This window comes from Georhizobium profundi (assembly GCF_003952725.1).
In the GTDB taxonomy this organism is placed as follows: domain Bacteria; phylum Pseudomonadota; class Alphaproteobacteria; order Rhizobiales; family Rhizobiaceae; genus Georhizobium; species Georhizobium profundi.
Genome location: NZ_CP032509.1, coordinates 4,109,181 through 4,128,702, shown reverse-complemented (window position 1 = coordinate 4,128,702; position 19,522 = coordinate 4,109,181). Strand labels below are relative to the sequence as shown.

The 19,522-nt window shown below is 63.4% G+C and carries 19 protein-coding genes and 1 riboswitch; of the genes, 8 read left to right on the top strand and 11 right to left on the bottom strand.

Features of this window, described 5'->3' with window-relative positions:
• Nucleotides 1-47 precede the first annotated feature (47 nt).
• From D5400_RS19940 to D5400_RS19925, 4 genes are read left to right on the top strand one after another with little or no spacing between them, the layout of a single operon-like run.
• Nucleotides 48-1,154, top strand: a complete 1,107-nt coding sequence (locus D5400_RS19940; RefSeq protein ID WP_126012049.1) for a glycosyltransferase family 2 protein — start codon at nt 48-50, stop codon at nt 1,152-1,154.
• A complete protein-coding gene (locus D5400_RS19935; protein WP_164527973.1) occupies nt 1,144-2,199 on the top strand; it encodes an acyl-CoA dehydrogenase family protein in 1,056 nt (351 codons plus the stop codon). The genes D5400_RS19940 and D5400_RS19935 overlap by 11 nt, the downstream gene beginning before the upstream one ends.
• Nucleotides 2,196-2,912 (top strand): PIG-L deacetylase family protein, encoded by a 717-nt coding sequence (locus D5400_RS19930; RefSeq protein WP_126012045.1) that lies wholly within the window; start codon nt 2,196-2,198, stop codon nt 2,910-2,912. Before D5400_RS19935 ends, D5400_RS19930 begins: the two co-directional genes overlap by 4 nt.
• Nucleotides 2,885-3,484, top strand: coding sequence for a class I SAM-dependent DNA methyltransferase (locus D5400_RS19925; protein WP_126012043.1), 600 nt, complete (start codon nt 2,885-2,887; stop codon nt 3,482-3,484). Before D5400_RS19930 ends, D5400_RS19925 begins: the two co-directional genes overlap by 28 nt.
• A gap of 59 nt (nt 3,485-3,543) precedes the next feature.
• On the opposite strand, the gene katG is transcribed toward D5400_RS19925, so the two are convergent.
• A complete protein-coding gene (gene katG, locus D5400_RS19920; RefSeq protein ID WP_126012041.1) occupies nt 3,544-5,772 on the bottom strand; it encodes a catalase/peroxidase HPI in 2,229 nt (742 codons plus the stop codon).
• A 200-nt stretch (nt 5,773-5,972) separates the two neighbouring features.
• On the opposite strand from katG, the gene D5400_RS19915 reads away from it, so the two are divergent.
• On the top strand, nt 5,973-6,878 hold the full coding sequence (locus tag D5400_RS19915) for a hydrogen peroxide-inducible genes activator (protein WP_126012039.1): 906 nt from the start codon (nt 5,973-5,975) through the stop codon (nt 6,876-6,878).
• Here D5400_RS19915 and D5400_RS19910 read toward each other — a convergent pair.
• The 4 genes from D5400_RS19910 to D5400_RS19895 form a co-directional block, all read right to left on the bottom strand.
• Nucleotides 6,875-7,141: a hypothetical protein gene (locus D5400_RS19910; protein WP_126012037.1), complete on the bottom strand. Its 267-nt coding sequence runs from the start codon at nt 7,139-7,141 to the stop codon at nt 6,875-6,877. The two genes, D5400_RS19915 and D5400_RS19910, sit on opposite strands and share 4 nt — an antisense overlap.
• A 156-nt stretch (nt 7,142-7,297) precedes the next feature.
• Nucleotides 7,298-8,305: a DUF3618 domain-containing protein gene (locus D5400_RS19905; RefSeq protein WP_126012035.1), complete on the bottom strand. Its 1,008-nt coding sequence runs from the start codon at nt 8,303-8,305 to the stop codon at nt 7,298-7,300.
• Entirely contained in the window at nt 8,302-8,697 is a 396-nt protein-coding gene (locus tag D5400_RS19900; protein WP_126012033.1) for a phage holin family protein, read from the bottom strand. The genes D5400_RS19905 and D5400_RS19900 overlap by 4 nt, the downstream gene beginning before the upstream one ends.
• Nucleotides 8,694-9,260, bottom strand: coding sequence for a hypothetical protein (locus tag D5400_RS19895; protein ID WP_126012031.1), 567 nt, complete (start codon nt 9,258-9,260; stop codon nt 8,694-8,696). Before D5400_RS19895 ends, D5400_RS19900 begins: the two co-directional genes overlap by 4 nt.
• A 200-nt stretch (nt 9,261-9,460) precedes the next feature.
• On the opposite strand from D5400_RS19895, the gene D5400_RS19890 reads away from it, so the two are divergent.
• The 3 genes from D5400_RS19890 to D5400_RS19880 all read left to right on the top strand — a co-directional run bounded on the left by D5400_RS19890 (nt 9,461) and on the right by D5400_RS19880 (nt 10,716).
• Nucleotides 9,461-9,811 carry a hypothetical protein gene (locus tag D5400_RS19890; protein ID WP_126012029.1) on the top strand — a complete coding sequence of 117 codons (351 nt, stop codon included), beginning with the start codon at nt 9,461-9,463 and terminating at the stop codon, nt 9,809-9,811.
• A 105-nt stretch (nt 9,812-9,916) separates the two neighbouring features.
• Nucleotides 9,917-10,468 (top strand): DUF3320 domain-containing protein, encoded by a 552-nt coding sequence (locus D5400_RS19885; protein WP_164527972.1) that lies wholly within the window; start codon nt 9,917-9,919, stop codon nt 10,466-10,468.
• A 20-nt stretch (nt 10,469-10,488) separates the two neighbouring features.
• Nucleotides 10,489-10,716 carry a hypothetical protein gene (locus tag D5400_RS19880; protein ID WP_126012025.1) on the top strand — a complete coding sequence of 76 codons (228 nt, stop codon included), beginning with the start codon at nt 10,489-10,491 and terminating at the stop codon, nt 10,714-10,716.
• 13 nt (nt 10,717-10,729) lie between these two features.
• On the opposite strand, the gene D5400_RS19875 is transcribed toward D5400_RS19880, so the two are convergent.
• From D5400_RS19875 to D5400_RS19850, 6 genes are all read right to left on the bottom strand, one after another.
• Nucleotides 10,730-11,500, bottom strand: a complete 771-nt coding sequence (locus tag D5400_RS19875; RefSeq protein WP_126012023.1) for an ABC transporter ATP-binding protein — start codon at nt 11,498-11,500, stop codon at nt 10,730-10,732.
• Complete coding sequence (locus D5400_RS19870; protein WP_126012021.1) at nt 11,497-12,498, bottom strand: FecCD family ABC transporter permease; 1,002 nt, start codon at nt 12,496-12,498, stop codon at nt 11,497-11,499. Before D5400_RS19870 ends, D5400_RS19875 begins: the two co-directional genes overlap by 4 nt.
• Nucleotides 12,495-13,307: an ABC transporter substrate-binding protein gene (locus D5400_RS19865; protein ID WP_245451369.1), complete on the bottom strand. Its 813-nt coding sequence runs from the start codon at nt 13,305-13,307 to the stop codon at nt 12,495-12,497. The genes D5400_RS19870 and D5400_RS19865 overlap by 4 nt, the downstream gene beginning before the upstream one ends.
• Before the next feature lie 38 nt (nt 13,308-13,345).
• On the bottom strand, nt 13,346-15,304 hold the full coding sequence (locus tag D5400_RS19860) for a TonB-dependent receptor plug domain-containing protein (protein WP_164527971.1): 1,959 nt from the start codon (nt 15,302-15,304) through the stop codon (nt 13,346-13,348).
• Between the two features lie 188 nt (nt 15,305-15,492).
• Nucleotides 15,493-15,698, bottom strand: a riboswitch (cobalamin riboswitch).
• A 69-nt stretch (nt 15,699-15,767) separates the two neighbouring features.
• Nucleotides 15,768-17,321, bottom strand: coding sequence for an indolepyruvate oxidoreductase subunit beta family protein (locus tag D5400_RS19855; RefSeq protein WP_126012017.1), 1,554 nt, complete (start codon nt 17,319-17,321; stop codon nt 15,768-15,770).
• Between the two features lies 1 nt (nt 17,322).
• Nucleotides 17,323-19,476 (bottom strand): thiamine pyrophosphate-dependent enzyme, encoded by a 2,154-nt coding sequence (locus D5400_RS19850; RefSeq protein ID WP_126012015.1) that lies wholly within the window; start codon nt 19,474-19,476, stop codon nt 17,323-17,325.
• Nucleotides 19,477-19,522 lie beyond the last annotated feature (46 nt).

Genomic DNA, 19,522 nt, shown 5'->3' with positions numbered 1-19,522 from the left:
TGCCAGCCGAGCAATCCGTGGCTTCAGCCCCAAGGATACCGTGACCCATGGGTAGATCGCTTGGCTCGTTTGACCCATGCTCGCCTCAACTGAAGCCTGTCATCGCGATACCCGCCCGAAACGAAGAGGCGAGGCTGCCGCGCGTGCTCGATGCGCTGGAGCGACAGTGTCTGCCGACCGATGACCGGCTCTCGGTACTTCTCCTGATCAATAATTCGAGCGACGGCTCCTTTCAGCTTGCGACGGAGCTCGGAGCCCGACTGGAGCAGGTCGCTCTGACCGTCCGAGCGGTTACCTTTGCGCCTGATGAGGCGACCGTGGGAATGGCGCGGCGCACTGCCATGGACCTTGCGCTTGCATTAGCGCCATCGGCCTCATCGACGCTGCTGCTGACCACGGATGCGGACGCGGAGCCAGATCAAGACTGGGTCGCTGCCAATCTGAAAGCAGCTCATGCGGGCGCTGATCTCGTAGCGGGGACGATCGTTGCTGATCCATCGGAGGAGGCGCTGCTCGGCATCGGGCTGATCAGGCGCAGCCGTTCCTTCGACGCCTACTGCCGCGCGCGCAGCCTTCTGGGCTCCCTATTGGATCCGATCGATCACGATCCCTGGCCAAAGCATCTCTTCGAGATGGCCGGCAGCTTGGCCGTTCGCGGCGATGTCTACGCTGCGGTCGGCGGGATCGACCCGCTGGCCTACCGCGAAGACCTGGCATTCGTCTCGAAGGTGAGGGCATCGGGGTATAGTGTGCGGCACAGCGTCGATGCGGTGGTGACCGTATCTGCGCGCACATGCGGCCGGGCACCGGAAGGGATGTCCCAGAGCCTGGCGCGCTGGAAGGTCGAGGCGGAACGCGGAGATCCGTTGCTCGTGGAGGATCCCGACAAGACCGTGGCGCGCTTCCTGTTGCGCCGAGAATTGCGCGCCGCGGACAGGTTCGAGATCATCGCCTGCCTGCGGGCGGCGGGTATGATCCATGTGGCGTTGCCCACATGCGAGCGCGCCGCAAGGGCCGCCGCCATCGAGCTGCTCGCAAAGGACGATCTCGATGCATGCGAAGTCCCAGTTGAAATCGCCCTTATCGAGTTCGAGCGGGTTATGCGCGGATATGACGAGTGCGCAGCAACCGAAGAGCTCGTGCATGCCGGTTGATTTGTCGGGCTTGGCCAGGGCGATTGGCGCTGGTTCGGCGGAATGCGATGCACAGGGCAGCTTCCCCGAGGCGGCATTTGCGGCACTGAAGGAAGCCGATCTTCTGGCGCGACCACCGGTGGACGCCGACGCGACGCCTGAACTGCTCAGGCTTCTGGCAGCTATTGGCCGCGGCGACCTGAGCACGGGCCGGCTTTACGAGGGGCATGTCAACGCGGTGATCCTCGCGCGCCAGTTTGCGCAGGGCGCCGCGCTGGACAGGGCCAATCGGCTGCTTGCTTCGGGAGGCATGTTCGGTGTGTGGAACACCGATGCGCCGCAGGACCCGTTGACGATTGAGAACGGCGTTCTATCCGGCAAGAAGAATTTCGCCTCCGGCGTGGAGCGATTGAGCCATGCGATCGTCACCACCGGCAGCATGGCCGAACGCATGATGTGGCTAGCGCCCGTGGAAGATTTGCCGCTCGACCGTACGTGGTGGAAACCCATGGGCATGCGATCCTCAGGCAGCCACGTCGTCGACTTCACCGGACTGCGGGTTCAGGACGACTGGGCGGTCGGATCGCCTGGCGACTATACGCGCGAGCCTTGGATATCGGCCGGAGCAATCCGCTTCGTCGCCGTCCAGGTGGGCGGCATGCATGCCGTTCTGGATGTTGCGATCGACCACCTTCGGCGCTCGTCAAGATCCGAAGACCGCCTCCAGCAACAGCGGCTGGCGATGATGGCGACCGCTGTTGAGACCGGGTATCTGTGGCTCGATCGCGTGGGGCGCGAGTGGGGGCAGACAGGCTTTGCGGACACCGTAACCCCATCCACGGCGGCGGCGCGCGGTGCGGTCGAAAGCGCAGCCGTGCTCGTGCTCGATCTCGCTGAAAAATCCGTCGGCGCCGCAGGCATGATCGCGCCGCACCCGCTGGAGCGCCTGGTGCGCGACCTGCGCACCTATTTGAGGCAGCCGAACCCCGACGGGGCGGCGGACATTCTCGGGAAGTCGGTCGCCGACCTGAACTGGGCTCCAGGCCGCGGAGGTGTCGAGCCATGACCAACTTCGTCGTGACCGATCTCGACGGGCCGATCCTCGTCGTGGCGCCTCATCCCGATGATGAGACGCTTGGATGTGGCGGGCTGATCGCGCTGGCAACCGAAGCCGGAATTGAAGTCCACACGCTGTTCGTCACCGATGGCAGCGCGTCGCATCGCGCGTCGCAGACCCATCCACCGGATGTGATGGCCGAAATCCGTGCGGCGGAAGCAGAAGAGGCGCTCAAGCGGCTCGGCGCAGAGCACCAGCCGCGCTCATTCCTCAAACTGCGCGATGGGCGCATGCCCCCTCCTGGCAAGCATGCCTATCGCGATGCGTTGGATGTCGTTTCCGAACTCGTCTCGGGATCGAGGTTCAAAACCGTCGTGGTGCCATGGCGGCGCGACCCGCACACGGACCACCGCATCAGCTGGCGCATTGCGATGGATGCGGTTCGGGGCAATGGGATGCAGGTCACGCTGCTGGAATATCAGATCTGGCTCGCAGAAAACGGCCAGGCGGAAGACTGGCCGGGCGATGGAGAGGTCTCGGACGCATCACTCGACATTTCCATGGTGATGGAGCGCAAGCACCACGCGCTCAAAGCGCATCGGTCTCAATTGGGCCTGGTGGTCGATGACGACCCGAGCGGCTTTGCGCTATCACCAAAGACCATCGCGCGGCTCGTCGGCCAAACCGAGAACTATTGGGTCAGCCGATGGCCCGGCCCATAAACCTCGACGGCTTCGAGAACCTGTTCCAATGCGATCCGGATCCCTGGGACTACGAAACCTCGGCATTCGAGGCGCATAAGCGATCGGTGCTTTTGAGGCATGCCGGCCTCAGTCCACGCGGCCGCGTGCTCGAGCTGGCCTGCGCGAATGGTGTCACCACGCAAGCACTGATGAATGTGGGCTTGCGCGTCACGGCGTTGGACGGATCGCTAACCGCGATCTCCCAGGCGCAAGCGCGGCTGGGCAAGATCAGTCGTCTGCGGCTGCTGCATGCAAATCTGCCGGAAGGCATGCCGAAAGAGCGCTTCGACCTGATCGTCGTTTCCGAGATCGTCTATTATCTCGGCAGCATCGCTGCCCGGCAGCTGGCTAAAAGCGTGGCAAATCGCGTCGCACCCGGAGGACGGGTGGTGGTGCTCCACCATCACCTCAATTTTCCAGATGCGTCGGTCAATCCGGAACACGCCCATCGGGATTTCGTCAGGCTGCTGCGAAAAAGAATGACGCTGGTCCGCTCGGCCCGCACCGGGCGCTTCTGCGTCGCGGCGCTGGTGGCCGGACATCGCCATTGAGCGAGCGTGCTTCGGCCCCAAAAGAAAAGGGCGGCATCTCTGCCGCCCTTTCGTGTGTCTTACGACTTGGACCAGTGGTCCCGCTTCAGGTCAAAGCGATCGGCGTTCATGACCTTCGTCCAAGCCTTCACGAAGTCACGCACGAACTGGTCCTGCGTGTCGTCCTGCGCATAGTGCTCGGCAAGTGCGCGCAGCTGCGAGTTCGAGCCGAAGACGAGATCCACGCGGGTGCCTGTCCACTTGACCTCGTTCGACTTGCGGTCGCGGCCTTCGAAGACGTCCTGCGCTTCCGAAACAGCCTTCCAGGCCGTGTTCATGTCGAGCAGGTTGACGAAGAAGTCGTTCGAGAGCGTGCCGACCCGATCGGTGAAGACACCGTGCTTGGAGTTGCCGTGGTTTGCGCCGAGAACGCGCAGGCCAGCCACCAGCACCGTCATCTCCGGAGCGGTCAGCGTCAGAAGCTGCGCACGGTCGATCAGGAGTTCCTCGGTCGGGATAGAGAAGTCCACCTCGAGATAGTTGCGGAAGCCATCGGCCTTCGGTTCCATCGGCTCGAAGGACGCCGCATCGGTCTGCTCCTGCGACGCATCCATGCGGCCGGGCGTGAACGGCACGTCGACATCATGACCACCGTCACGGGCTGCCTTTTCGACCGCTGCCACACCGGCGAGCATGATGAGGTCGGCGAGCGACACTTTCTTGCCACCCGTCTGCGACGCGTTGAACGACGACTGGATGCCTTCCAGCGCGCTCAGCACCTTGGCGAGCTGATCCGGGTCGTTGACTTCCCAGTCCTTCTGCGGAGCCAGGCGAACACGTGCGCCATTGGCGCCGCCGCGCTTGTCCGAGCCACGGAAGGTGGAGGCCGATGCCCAGGCGGTCGAGACCAGTTCGGAAACCGTCAGACCCGTAGCGAGGATCTTCGACTTCAGGTCCGCGATGTCCGCATCGTTGACCAACTCATGGTCGACGTCTGGGATCGGATCCTGCCAGATCAGCACTTCCTGCGGCACTTCCTCGCCGAGGTAGCGCACGCGCGGACCCATGTCGCGGTGGGTGAGCTTGAACCAGGCACGCGCGAATGCGTCGGCGAACTGATCCGGGTTCTCGTGGAAGCGCTTGGAGATCGGGCCGTAGATCGGGTCCATCTTCATCGCCATGTCGGCGGTCGACATCACGAGCTTGACGCGGTTGCCCGAACCATCGACCTGCGGTGCGTGATCCTTTTCGGCAAGATCGCGGGCATGCCACTGCCAGGCACCGGCCGGGCTCTTGTCGAGTTCCCAGTCATAGCCGAACAGTACGTCGAAATAGCCGTTGTCCCACTGGATCGGGTTGGCCGTCCACGGGCCCTCGAGGCCGCTGGTGATCGTGTGGATGCCACGGCCGCTTTCGAACGTGCTCGTCCAGCCAAGGCCCTGATCGGCAATGTCGGAGCCTTCCGGATCCTTGCCGACCAGCGAGGCATCGCCGGCGCCGTGCATCTTGCCGAAGGTGTGGCCGCCGGCGACGAGGGCGACGGTCTCTTCGTCGTTCATGGCCATGCGGCCGAAGGTCTCGCGGATGTCCTTGGCGGAAGCCAGCGGATCGGGACGACCGTCCGGACCTTCCGGGTTCACGTAGATGAGGCCCATCTGGACGGCGGCCAGCGGGTTGGCGAGCTCGCGCTCACCCGAATAGCGGCTCTTTGCGGCATCCGAAGGTGCCAGCCACTCTTCTTCCGTGCCCCAGAAGATATCCTGCTCGGGCTCGAAGATGTCTTCGCGGCCACCTGCGAAACCAAACGTCTTGAATCCCATGGATTCCAGGGCGACGTTGCCGGTCAGGATGAACAGATCGGCCCAGGAAATCTTGTTGCCGTATTTCTGCTTGATCGGCCACAGAAGGCGGCGTGCCTTGTCCAGATTGGCGTTGTCCGGCCAGCTGTTCAGCGGCGCGAAGCGCTGCGTGCCGGAAGACGAGCCGCCACGGCCGTCGCCCGTGCGGTACGTGCCGGCGCTGTGCCATGCCATGCGGATGAAGAACGGGCCGTAATGGCCGTAATCGGCCGGCCACCAGTCCTGCGAGTCCGTCATCAGCGCCGTCAGATCCTGCTTCAGCGCCTTGTAGTCGAGCTTTTCGAACTTTTCGGCATAGTCGAACTTCTCGCCCATCGGATTTCCGAGCGGGGAGTTCTGGTGAAGGATGCTGAGGTTCAGCTGGTTCGGCCACCAGTCCCGTAGCGTCTTCGCCTGCGAGAGCGAGTGGATGACCGGGCATTTGCCGGCCTTATCGACTTTGGCGTCCATAGTGTGCGTCCTTCCCTGAATGGCGTGAGCGTCTCACGTCTTGCGTGACACCGCATGTAAGCGGCGCTTAAAAGAGCGTTGCAGGACGTGCCTCTAAGTCTGAGGCGATGGGCACGGTCCTTTTTCTGGTGGCAGCGTCGTACCAGAGAAGGTCGATCAAATAAATTTGGAATTTCTGATTGTTGCGATAAGCTGGGGTTATGAAAAACCTCACGCTCAAGCAACTGCGCTATTTCGAGGCGCTCGCCCGGCACGGGCATTTCGGCCGTGCTGCTGATGCCTGTTCGATTTCCCAGCCGGCGCTCTCTGTCCAGATCAAGGAGCTTGAAGAGGGTGTCGGAGCCGAGCTTTTCGACCGCAGCGCCCGCCAGGTACGGCTGTCGCATGTCGGAAAGGCATTCGCACTTCGTGTTCGTGACATTTTACGATCGGTGGATGAACTAGGCGACCTCGCGCGGGCATCTCAGGCGCAGCTGGTGGGACAATTGCGGATCGGCATCATCCCGACAGTCGCGCCTTATCTGCTGCCGTCGGTCATGGAGCGCCTGTCCAGGCTGCACGAGGGGCTCGACATTCATGTGCGGGAAACGCTGACCACGACGCTGGTGCAGGACCTCGAAAACGGCAGTCTCGACACCGCGATCGTCGCGCTGCCCGTGTCCGAGCCCTCGCTGACGGAGGTTGCGCTCTTTTCAGAGAATTTCGTGCTGGTTCGGCCGCGGGCGGACGCGGACAAGCCTGTTCCCGATCGCGACGCTCTGAAGGAGATGCGACTGCTTCTCTTGGAGGAGGGTCATTGCTTCAGGGACCAGGCGCTCTCTTTCTGCAATCTGCATGCAGCGCCGCCGCGTGAACTGCTCGAAGTCGGCTCGTTGTCGACCCTGGTGCAGATGGTAAGCGCCGGCATCGGGGTGACGCTGATCCCCGAAATGGCCGTTTCCGTCGAAACGCGGTCGGCCGACGTCGCGATCAACCGCTTCGAAGGCCCGCAGCCTTCTCGAACGATCGGCATGGTCTGGCGCAAAACGAGCCCGCTTGGACTTCAGCTGCAAAAGATCGCGGACATCGTGCGTCTGGCCGGCAGTGACATTCAGGCGCAAGCCTAGGTTTTATCCAGTTCGGCAAGGCGCTGCCGCACGGGCTCCAGAAGCAGTCTCATCTCCGCCGCATGCGCCGCGAAGTCGCCAAAAGCAGCTGTCGGTACCGCGCCCGGATCTTCCTGATGATCGACGGGGGGATAAGGCTCGTCCATCTCCCTGACGAGTTTTTCCAGTGCAGCGCGTTCGAAATCGAAATTCGCAAACAGCCACAGCAGAAGACGCCGTTGTGCCTCGATCCGACCCATCAATGCGTCATGTGTTTCGATCATCGCCACCGCCTCTCTTCCGTGATGGGAAGAGAACTGCATGCGTTCGCGAGGGTTCCGCGCAGCTCCTCATATGAAAAAATCCACCCGGCTGGCTGGCCGGGTGGATTTCGATCGAATGGCAGATCGCACCGTTCTCAGGGCGATCCGATGTCAAGATCAGTTGCCTGAGAGCGTGCGGGACGTCGGCGCGGGAGAGGGCGTCGACGATGTCGTCGATGTCACCTTCGGGCCGGACGTCTCATTGGATGCCTGAGGCGAAGTCGTCGACGACGTGGCGGGCTTGTCATCAGACTTGGTGTCGACCTGCGACTTCACTTCCTCCTTTGCAGCCGAATAGGCATCGTCGGCAACGTGCTTCGCTTTTTCATAGCCTTCGCTCACCAGGTCCTTGGCGCGATCCTGCGCTTTCCGGCTCGCGTCGCCCAAGTACTGCTCCTCAGTGCGGGTCGTCGGCAACATTGCGGCGATCGCAGCACCGACGGCAAGGCCGATCGCGCCAAGCACGAGCGGCTCGCGGTCGAGGACGTCGACGACGTTGCGGCGCATGCGCATGCCGGCTTCGCCCACACGGTCGGCCGCATGGGACAGGCTCTCGCCCGCATCCGATAGCCCGTGGCTTGCCGTATCGCGCACCGAGCCCCAGGCAGCCGAAGCGCTGTCGGCGGCGTCATGGGCCGTGCGCCTTGCTGCGTCAGCCGAGGCACCGAGTGCGCCTGATGCCTTGTCCAGGACACCTAACGAGGAATGGGTGCTTGCAGACGAGTGTGTGCCGGTGCGGCCTACTATGGAACCACCTGTCGTGGAGCCGCCGAGGGTGCTCCCCGAAGCCGTGTCGTAATCGGTTGACGAGAAATCGGTCGATGTGGGACGCCCCGTGCCGCGGTAGCCCGTGTTGGACGAGCGCGACAGCGACGGTGTGCCTGAACCCATCATGAGCCAGGCCAAGCCGCCGCCAATCAGCCCGAGGGCGAGGGGATTGTCGCGGACCTGTCGCTTGAGATTGCCGACGAACACATTGGCGTCGCCTGCCTTGAAGTAGTCGACGACCTCGTCCATGAGCTGGCCGGGCGATACCTTGGCCTTCAGATGCTCGGCGGTGTTGGCGATTTCGGCGCGAACGCGTTCGGCGTCACGCTCGATATCGGCGGGTGAATTGGTGTTCATCGTGCTTGCTCCTGCGCCAGATCGGCGTCTTTGCGCAATTGATGCGCTGTGCGATTGGGGGCGAGTTCGGACGGCGACATGTTGGTCGAGCCGCGTTTGACGAGCATGGCGCCAACGGCTGCGACGAGCACGCCAACCAGAAGGGAAGCCCAGCCGACGCCGAGGCCGAGATTGGCCAGACCGACGATCAGCGCCTGCAGCAGCACGATCAGTGCAGCAAGCAGGAGGAGGGCACCTGCGGCGACTTCCATCGCGCCGTTGCCGACCTTGTGGGCGCTCTCGTTCAATTCGCTGCGCAGCAGCCGACCTTCGGTCTGAACGAGGGTCGAGAGTTGCTGCACGAGATCGGACACGAGCGTCGCGATCGAACGGTTGTCTCTATCGTCGATCATCGCTGGAACCTCTCGCTGCTGGTCGTTGACGTTATGCCGCCGGCCTGGCTGCCGTAACCCGTTGTCCGCGGATTGGAACCGGTGGTGTTGGTGTGGCTGTCGCTGGAGGGCGCAGCTGTGGCAAAGCGAACGAGCGCGAAGCCGGCGAGCATGGAACCCGCCAAGAAGCCGATCGGGTTTTCACGACCGAAGCGACGGACGGAATCGACCATTGCGCCAGTGGACTTGCCTTCAAGCGAGCGCGAAAGCTGCTCCAGGCCGGAAGCCGCATGGGACACCATCTCGGCGGCCGGTCCGGCCTGCTTGTCCTTCAGTGTTTCGCTTGCGCTTTTCAGAGCGTCGGCAAAACCGTGCATGTGCGATGCCGCGTCGCCTTTGATCGACTCGGCCTTGTCTTCGGCAAGCGCGCGCGCTTTGTCGCCGACGGATGTCGCTTCGTCCTTGATCGTGTCCGTGGCCGACTGCAGTGGCGACGGGGCCCCGGTTCCGTGTCTGCTTGGGTTCATTGGGTTGCTGGACAGGCTTGGCCCGGCATTGCCGGAAATCTTGTCATTATCGTCCATTGTCTGCTCCTGCTTCTGGGTCGTCACGGCCGGCGGTTCCGAACGTGTGCGTCCTTTTCAGTGCAGGGCGAAGCTCTGGAGGCCACGAATGTTCCGTGGCCGGCACCGAGTTTATTTTTGCGGATTCTTGGAACGCAATTCGATCGACAGAGGGGTGCGGAGGGAGGAAAAGGATCATGCACTGCCTTGGGAGGATCAAAATGAACGTGCTTATCCGCTGTCGAGTGGTCGGGTTGATGACTGTTCTTGGCCTCATGTCGGCTTCGACCGGAATGGCAATCGCCGACGGTGTTTCAAAGGATGGCGCCGAGCCCTATCCCTTCATCGGGCGATGGGACTGCGAGGTTGCTGTCATGAGTTTCACCGAAACGATCTACAACAATGGCTCTGAGGATCTGCCGATCATCGAGATCCAGGAGGGGACGGACGGGTCCTACGCGCTTTTCATCGAGGACGATTATTTCATCTCCCTCTCCGGCTTCACCAGCGAAAGCATGGGTTGGCTGTCCTCGGCGACCGGCGACAATTTCAACTGCGTGCGCATCGACTGACACTGCGACCAAAACCGCACCTTGTTACCTGCGCCTTGACCCTGCTGCTCACGGGCGCGAAAACGCGTCTCCAAGATGTGGACCAGCAGGGAAGGACTGCAGCGGATGACTATGGATAGCCTGGAGACCGGTGGCGGCAATTCGCAATCGGACGGCGATCGCCCGCTTTTTCGACGCGCCGATCTATCCGTCTTCCAGCCGAAGCCCGACCGCTTCTACGACGTCGCCTATTCGCAGACCGTCCGCGCGATGGTGCAGGCCGTGCTCGAGGCGGAAGCACCGGTGCGCGACGACGTGCTTGCCCAGCGCATCGCACGCGCCCATGGCTGGCAGCGAACGGGAGCGGCGATCCGTAGCCACATCGAGCGCCACCTCAAGACTGTGGAATCCTCGACCGAAGAGGGTGGCCGCTTTCTATGGCGTGATGGTCAACAGAACGAGCCGATCGCCTATCGTCACCACGCCACCGAGGACGACAGACGGTCCGTCGGCGACATTGCGCTCGTCGAGCTCGCAGCGTTGGTACGCGAGAACCCTAAGCTCGTCGAAGCCGAAGATCCGGCATTGGCATTTTCCCGGATGATCGGGTTGAGCCGGCTGACCGCACCGAGCCGTGCGCGACTGGACGCGGCCATCGAACAGGCGCAAAGTCGGTAATCAAGAGGATACCTATCGATATGCGCGCAGACGCTCGCCCGATCATCATCAACGCGCTGGACATTCAGGACAGGGGCGGAGAGATCGTGCTGAGTTGCGAGGCGGCGGATGGGCAGGACCTCGTGTTGCAACTGAACGACGAACTGGTGTCGAAGCTCTCCGCGGCCCTGAAAGCGCGGGACGAGGCGCGCTTTGCCGGGCAGGAATGCCTGCATCCCGGCGAACTCAACGCTTCGAACGACGATTGATCGCTCAAACGTTCTAAACGCGGCCAAGCGGCTGGATGATGGTCCGGCCGTCCACTTCGGCAATATGGGCAGTGATGCCATAGATGCTGCCGAGCATCTCGTGGCTCAGCACGTCTTCGGGCAGCCCGTCGGCCTTGATCGTTCCAGCGTCGACCAGAAGAATGCGGCTGCACCAGCGGGCGGCCAGCGCCAGATCGTGAATGCAGACGAGCACGGTCGTGCCGCCTGCGGTCAGATCGGTCAATACCTGCATGAGATCGATCTGATGCCCGGGATCGAGCCCGGCGGTCGGTTCGTCCACGAGGAGCAGCGGCGCTTCCTGCGCAAGCGCCCGGGCGATCAGCGCGCGGGCGCGCTCGCCGCCCGAAAGCTCGGTTGCCGGCACGGCGCGCAGATGTTCCACATCCATCCGTGCCATTGCGCGATCGATCGCCTCGAGATCCGCATGCGCAAGCGGTGCGAAGGGCTTGCGGTGCGGGGTGCGACCGAGCGCGACGAGATCTGCGACGGCGATGGGCCAGGCAATCTCACGTTCCTGCGGAAGATAGGCGATGCGCCGGGCGCGTTCGCCGGCACTTATGCGCCGCAGATCGACGCCATCGACCTCCATGGTGCCATGGCTGGGCAACAGGCCGACAAGGGCACGCAGAAGCGTCGATTTCCCCGCGCCATTGACGCCGACAAGCCCGATCATTTCGCCCTTTGTCGCGGTGAAGGAGACGCCATCGAGCACCGCACGCCGTCCGAGCCGCACCGACAGGTTCTGAACGACAAGCCCGCTCATGCAGCGCTCCTGCGGTGCTTGATCACGAGCCACAGGAAGAAGGGAGCACCGATCGCGGCCGTTAGCACACCGAGCTTCAGGTCGCGCTCCGGCGCGATCAGGCGCACGGCCACATCTGCCGCCAGAAGCAGGCATGCGCCGCCGAGTGCGCTTGCAGGCAGCAAGCGTGATGGTTGCGAACCGACGAGCGGGCGCAGAAGGTGCGGGACGATGAGCCCGACAAAGCCGATTGCGCCTGCCACGGCCGTCGCTGCTCCAACGCTCAACGCCGTGCCGAATGTTGCCAGCAGGCCCACCCGACGCATGCTTGTTCCCATGCTGGCGGCCGTGTCCGGCCCAAGCGTCAGCGTGTCGAGCATGCGGCCAAGGCCCGCGAGCAAGGCCCAGCCGGCGAGCATGAAGGGCGCTGCCAGATAGACGTGGACCATCGATCGATCGGCAAGCGAGCCCAGCATCCAGAAGACGATTTCGAGCGCGGCGAACGGGTTGGACGAGAGATTGAGCACCAGCGAGGTCATCGCTCCGGCAAGGCTCGAGAGTGCAACGCCCGCCAGGATGACCGTCAGGGCGCTGCCCATCCGGCCAGCAAGCAGATGCAGAGCGACGACGCAGGCAAGCGCACCGACAAGCGCCATCAGTGGCAGGGCAAGTGCAAAGGCCGCTGCCAGGCCGCTATGGATCGCGACGACCGCGCCGAGCGAGGCCGATGCGCTGACGCCGAGCAGGCCGGGTTCGGCCAGCGGATTGCGCAGATAGCCCTGCAGCACCGCCCCGGAAAGCCCGAGCGAGGCGCCGATCATCAGGCCGAGAAGCGCCCGTGGCAGGCGGATTTCCCACATGACCAGTGTCAGCGCGCTGTCGTCGGGCGAGACGAGCACGCGAAGGCTGTCGACCGGCGAGATATCGGCCGGCCCGGTCAGAAGCGACAGGAAGAACAGCATAAGCACGAGCACGGAGAGCCCGCCGAGCAGCGCCTTGGTGCCGGCTGGGCGCGTCATGGCCGGCCAACCGCGATGTCGGCTGCAGCATTCTGCAGGAGTTCGATCGCATCGAGGGTGAAGGGCCCGCCGCACACCCAGTGCGGGCCGGGCAAAGAAAGCGTTCGGCTGGTCGCAGCCACGCGCCGGAAGGCGGGATGGGCGAAGTTTTCCTCGGCACGCACGCGCACTTCGTCGCCGTCATCGGTCGTCACGAGAATGTCGGGCGCTTGCATGACCATGACCTCGAGCGGCACGCGCCCCATGCCCGTCACGCCGAGCGCATCCGCAACATTGGTGAGACCGGCGGCTTCAACCACCGCATGGGCAAGCGTGCCGGGCCCGAGCGCATAGCTGTCGGGCTCGTAGATGGCGACATCGAGATTCGACTGGTCGCTGGCCAAGCCGGCTAGCCGCGCATCGAATGCGGCGACAAGCTCCGCAGCATCGTCTTCCCGCCCGAGAATTTCGCCCATCCGCTGAAGGTTTGACCGGATGTCATCGAGCGACGTTTCCGGTGCAAATTCCTCGACGCGGATGCCGAGCCGGCGGAGCATCGCAACTGTGCTGCGGGTGGTGAACGTTCCGGCAAGCACCAGATCCGGGTTCAGCTGATGGATTTCCTCGGCGCGCCCGTAATTGATCGGATAGGCTGCTGCATCTTCGGCCAGCATGGAATAATCGGCGTCACGGGCAAGGCTTGAAACCGAGATCAGCTGGCCGTCGGCGGCAAGCAGCATGGCAAGCTGATCGGTGCAGACATTCATTGACACCACGCGTTGCGGCATGGTCTCGGCGCTGGCTGTCGGCGCGGCGGCAACGGCCACCACGCCGACTAGGCTCAGCAGAAAGCTGCGCGCGCCAAGCGTCAGAACGATCCCCTCAATCCAACGAAGGCCGTCCGGCCTTGCGCGTTGTAGCCGAAGATTTCCTGGTATTCCTCGTCGAACAGGTTCTCCACCCGGCCATAGGCCTCGAACGTCTCGTTGAACCGGTAGCTGCCGCCGATATTGACCGTCTGGTAGGCGTCGAGCGTCACGCGGCTGGGCAGCGTCGGAACGAAAGCGACATCCTCCATCTCGCCGTTGAAGATCACTTCGCCGAAGAGCGACGCGCGCTCTTCCATGAAGCGATAGGTGAGGCCGAGCGATCCCGAGTGGCGGGGTCTGCGCACTTCGGCAAGGCGCGGTCCCCCGCTCTGGCTCTGCTCGCTGGCATCGAGATAGGTGTAGCTGCCCCTGGCCGAGAGCCCCGATCCGAGATCGAACGTCGCAGCGATCTCGATGCCCTGACGACGGCTTTCGCCCAGGAGGTTGATCGGCGTCGACGCATAGGTCGGCGCCGGTCCGAACACCGTTGCGATCTCGTTCGTCAGGTCCTGGTTGAAATAGGTGAGATCGACGATGAGTGCCCCGCCGAGGAAGCCCTGTTCAATGCCGATATCGAACCCGATGCTTTCTTCCGGAACGAGATTGGGGTTTCCGACGAAGCTCTCCGGATCATAGCCGAACTGCTCGATGAAGGTGGGATTGGTGACGCCCGTCCCGATCGAGGAGTGCAGACGCGTGAGTGTGCCTGGAACGGCCCAGGCACCGCTGAGGCTGAACGTCGTGGAATCGGCGAAGCGGTCGTTCAGATCGTGACGGATGGCACCATTGAGAAAGAACTGCCCGAGATACTCGCCGCGATATTCGGCAACGAACGAGTTCCCATCGCGGCTCTGGCGTTCGGTCAGGTGCGACGGCAGATAGGTTTCCCGCTCGAACTCGTACCCGCCTGTGATCTTGTGCGTGGCGTCGAGCAAGTTCGGCGTGTCGAACGCATAGGTCGCCTGATAGGAAGCGGTGACACGGTTGCCGTCGCTGGATGTTGCAAGCGCTCCATCGGTGAAGTTTTCACGGAACGTGTCGTTGCCGGAGATGCGCAGATTTTGCGTCCAGGCGCCATCGGCAGATTCATGCGTGAGCCCGAGCGAGCCGACAAGCTCTTTCGTCGCCGTTTCCTCGTCGCCATCTACGACCAGACCGACCAAGGGGCCGGGCAGGAAGTCCGGCGGTCCGAGCGTCTCGAAATTCTGCGGATCAAGTTCGCTGCGGCGATTGACGTAGCGAAGCGTGCCGTCGAGCGTCAGCCCCGGCATCAGGTCATAGGCGAACCGGCCGTTGAGCGTGGCATTGCGGTCGCCGTCCTTCTCCGAGCCGAACGGCGAGACATTGTAGCCGTCGCTGCGTCGGAACGTGGCGCCGAGCGACAGATCGAAATCGTCGCGCCCACCGCTCAGCGTCACGCCGCCGAGAACGGTGCCGTCCGTGCCGGTCTCGCTCCGTACGTTCGTCCTGAAGCCGCCACGCTCGCCGCGCTTGGTGATGACGTTGATGACGCCCGAGAGCGCGTTGGAGCCGTAAAACGCGCTCTGCGGCCCGCGCAGGACTTCGATGCGTTCGATGTCGGACGTCATGAGGCTGCCGAAATCGAATTCGCCGGCTGCCGTGTCGCTGACGTCCACGCCGTCGATCATGACGATGACGTGGTTGGCTTCGGCGCCGCGCACCCGCACCTGCGTCTGTGCACCGATCGATCCCATGCGGGAAACCGACAATCCGGGAACGGTGCGCAGGATATCGGCAACCGACGTCACTTGGCTTCGCTCGATATCTTCGGCGGTGATGACGGTGAAGGCACGGCCGGATTTTTCCTCTGCCACCGGCGTCAGCCCGTCGGTGACCAGCAGTCGGTCGAGAACGGTGGTGGTCTCGGTATCCTGAGCGCCGGCAACGCCGGCAGCTGCCAGCAGGATCGCGCCTGCTGGAATGAACGCTTTAAGCAATGGGTCTGCCCTTCGGGTCGTGGAACGGCTCGGTGGCGCGCTCCCGGTTTCATCAGAAACCGCAGACGGACGGACGGCAGAGGCGATATGCACAAAGGCTCACCAAAGGTCGCACCCGGCGTGCGGCAACACTCTTTCAAATGTCACCGCCACGGACGACCGCGCATGGACCACACCCCGTGTCCACGCATGGGTGACTGGAACAGGCAGGTCTCCTGACTTCCGCGTCAACGCTTCGTCTTCCGCCTTCCCGAATGTGCGAACACATCCAGTGGCATCGTGGAAGGAAGCTCGGCGGCTACAGTTGCGGGGGCAGTTGCGGAGTTGGCCGAATGGCCGAACCGCATTCCCTTTTCATCCACCCGAAGGTGAAACCCGTTCCGAGCACTCGTGTAGGGGCGGGCGTTCTGCGGGTCAATCCACAGGCTCGCCCATGCTGGGAAATCTTCTCTCCGAAAGATATTTAGAGCGTCTCTATGGTTTTCAGAGCGCCATCCAGCGCCTTGCCTTCCTCATCGAGAAGGGCGGCTTCGCGCAGGCGCCGCAGCCAGTCGGCCGCATCTTCCCGGTGGCGGATCATCGGCAGGCCGTCCATCACGCGTCGATATTTCGACAGGCCGCGCTCATGCGTGTCGGAGTAACCCTTGATCAGGCGCCGGCATTTCAGCACTTCGACGGCCAGATCGTAGTTAATGTCGCGGACCGACAGCGCCGTTTCCAGCCACTGCGCCATGTGCTTCATCTCCACCTCGTGGCGGAGCAGGCGGCGACGCGCGGGTTTCAACGTGGCAATCCCGTAGAGCATGCCGAAGCCGACGATGCCGTCGGTGCGGATGCGTCGGCCGCGGTTGAACACCTTGTCGAGCGCGCCGAACACCTTCGGGCTGTTCTCGATCCAGCGTCCTAGGCGGACGGGCAGCGTGCCACAGATTTCCTGCATACGCGGATGGAAATACTCCGTCACATGGGCGATGGCGTCGCCGCCGATCCCTTGTTCGCGCCGCAGCCGCGCCTCGCGGCTTGCGCGGGTCTTCAGGTCTGCCACGCGGATGATGTCGTCATAGACGAGCGCATTGGCGATGTACTTGGCCGCCTCGATCGACAGCCGCCATTCATGCGCGGCATCGTCGATGGCGATGACCCTCTTCAGATGGTCGAGATAGTCGCGGCCGTAGGCGAGATCCTGGTAATCCACGACCTTGCGCAGACCACGGCCTGCCATGTCCTGCACGGGGGCAGGAAGATCGCCGACCATGGAGCGCAGTGCGCGCCATTCGGAAACGAGCGCTTCCGGGCCCTCCGGATCGCGCGCTTCGGCCTTGACCGCTTCGGGAACGGCAACAGCCGGCGTCTTTCCGCCCGCAAGGGCGAGGTCGCAGGCCGCATTGAACGCCCGCAAGCTCGCTTCGACGCCGCGGCCGGAGCGCCGGATGGTGGCCTCATAGGCTTCACGCTCGAAGGGCAGGGCGCCGCTGCCGGCGAGCGCCCCGAACAAGCTCGAGGAAATCACGCTGCCGGCATCCACGGCGACCTGCTCCATGTCGAAACAGACGAGGCGGTGAGCGGCGGCGGCAACGGCTTCCGTCACGCCAGGTGAGTCCGCGCGGCCATCGCCCGGCACGATCTTCTCGGAAACTGCGAGCACACGGTGGGCCGAGGCGATGAGGGTCGTACGATCCGGCGTCACAAAGCCGCGCATGACGGCGCGCCCGGCTTCCATCAGCTCCGCGGCAATGAGGATATCGACGTCGCCGGGAGCCGGGCTCAGCGAGAAGACCGGATCGCGGCCGCCATCGGGGGTCATTTCCACATAGTAGATCGTCGCGCCCGTACGCTGGGCAACGCCCGCAACGGATGTCGATTGCGCACGATAGCCCGCATGTTCGGCGAGATCGATCACCCAGTCGGTGAGCACGCCGCCGCCCTGGCCGCCAACGGCCAGGATCGCGATCTTGATGATCGACGTGGTGGCGTCGACGCCGTCGGTTGGAAGGTCGGGAAGGCGGTGAATGGTCATCTCAATTCTCCGCGAAAACGAGGCGGCTGCGTTCGCGGCGGTTCTTGAGCCAGCCGATGACCTTGCGCCGCAGACGGTCGGCAAACCGGTCGACACTTGTCGGGTTCTGGATCAGGTCAGCGCGGTAGAAGGACGGGCAGAGCACGGCGGCATCAGCCACCTCGCCGCAATTGCCGCAACCCACACAGCTCTGATCGATGCTCGCGACCGGGTCGTCGCGCAGCGGATCGTCGAGCTGCTTGACCGAAAGCGAAGGGCAGCCCGAAAGCCGCATGCATGCGTGGTCGCCCGTGCAGACATCCTCGTCGACGCCGAAACGCGGCCGCACGACCCGTTCGCCGGCCTTGAGCGCGGCCTGCTTGAGCGGCTTTTCACGGCGCTGGCGGTTCAGCATGCATTCCGACGAGGCGATGATGACCTTTGGGCCACTCTCCTCGGTGGTCAGCGCTTCCTTCAGCGTGGCCTTGAGCTTGCCGACATCATAGGTGCGGTCGATCTGGCGCACCCATTCGACGCCCATGCCCTTCACAGCTTTGGCGATCGGGTGCTTGGTCGACTTGGAGCGGTTGTCGGCGCGCGACGACAGAACGTCCTGACCACCGGTCGCCGCCGAATAATAGTTGTCGACGATGACGATGACGCCGTCATTGCGGTTGAAGACCGCGTTGCCGACTGAGGAGGTGAGGCCGTTGTGCCAGAAGCCGCCATCGCCGACGAAAGAGATCGAACGCCGTTCCGCGTTCTTGTCGTTGAAGGCGGAAGCCGACGCCGGGCCAAGGCCGTAACCCATCGTCGTCGCGCCGAGCTCGAACGGCGCGTTGATCGAAAACAGATGGCAGCCGATGTCCGAGGCGATGTGGTGCTTGCCGAGTTCCTGTTCGACGAGCTTGGTGGCGGCGAAGATCGGACGTTCCGGACAACCGGTGCAGAAGCCCGGCGGCCGCATCGGCACTTTCGTCTGCAGTTGCTGGATGCTGTCGGTCGGCAGCGGCGTGTTCGGAGCGCGGCCCTTCGAAGGCAGGATGCCGCCGCCATGCTCGTCCAGGAAGGTGCGGATGCCGTCGAGCATGACCTGGCCGGTATATTCTCCGGCCATAGGGAAGGGGCCCTTGCCGATCAGCTTCGTCGTTCCGCCAGCCTTGTAGAGCATCGAGCCGAAGGCCTGCTCGATATAGTCTGGCTGGCCTTCCTCCACGACGAGCACTGCGTCCTTGCCGGCACAGAAGTCCAGGAATTCGTCGGTCAGAAGCGGATAGACACAGTTCAGGACATAAAGCGGAACCTTCGTCTCGCCGTAGATGTCCGCAAGGCCGATGCGCTGCAGGGCGCGAAGCACCGCGTTGTACATGCCGCCCTGCAGAACGATGCCGACTTTGGCTTCGTCCGGTCCGAAGAACTCGTTGACGTTGTTCTTGCGGATGTAGTCCATCGCCTGCGGTAGGCGCTTGTTGATCTTTTCCTGCTCGTGCAGGAACGAGGCGGGCGGCAGCACGATGCGGTTGGTGTCGCGGCGCGGATTCTCCAGCGCGTCACGCACGCTCATGCCCGGCCGCTTGTTGTCGGACGCGGTGAAGCGTCCATGCACATGGCAGCCGCGAATGCGCACCTGCATCATGACCGGCGTGTTCGATGCCTCGGACAGTTCGAACCCGTGGCGGACCGTCTCAACGATGGATGGCAGGTTTGGGCGCGGGTCGAGCAGCCAGATCTGGCTCTTCATGGCAAAGGCGTGGCTGCGCTCCTGCATGATGGAGGAGCCTTCGCCGTAATCTTCGCCGACGATAACGAGCGCGCCGCCGGTGACGCCGCCGGATGCAAGGTTTGCCAGCGCATCAGAAGCGACGTTGGTGCCAACCGTCGACTTGAAGGTGACCGCGCCTCGGATCGGATAGTGCACCGATGCCGCCAGCATCGCAGCTGCCGTCGCCTCAGAAGCGCTTGCTTCGAAATGCACGCCGAGCTCGCCGAGAATGTCCTGTGCGTCGGCCAGCACGTCCATCAAATGGCTGATCGGCGCGCCCTGATAGCCGCCGACATAACCGACGCCATTTTCGAGAAGCGCCTTGGTGATGGCCAGAATGCCTTCGCCGTGGAACGTCTCGCCCGCACCCATGCGCAGCTTCTGCACTTCCTTGGCAAATGAACGCTCGGCCATTGAGGGTCAGTCCTTTTCGGCATGGGCAGCTGGAACAATAAAATAT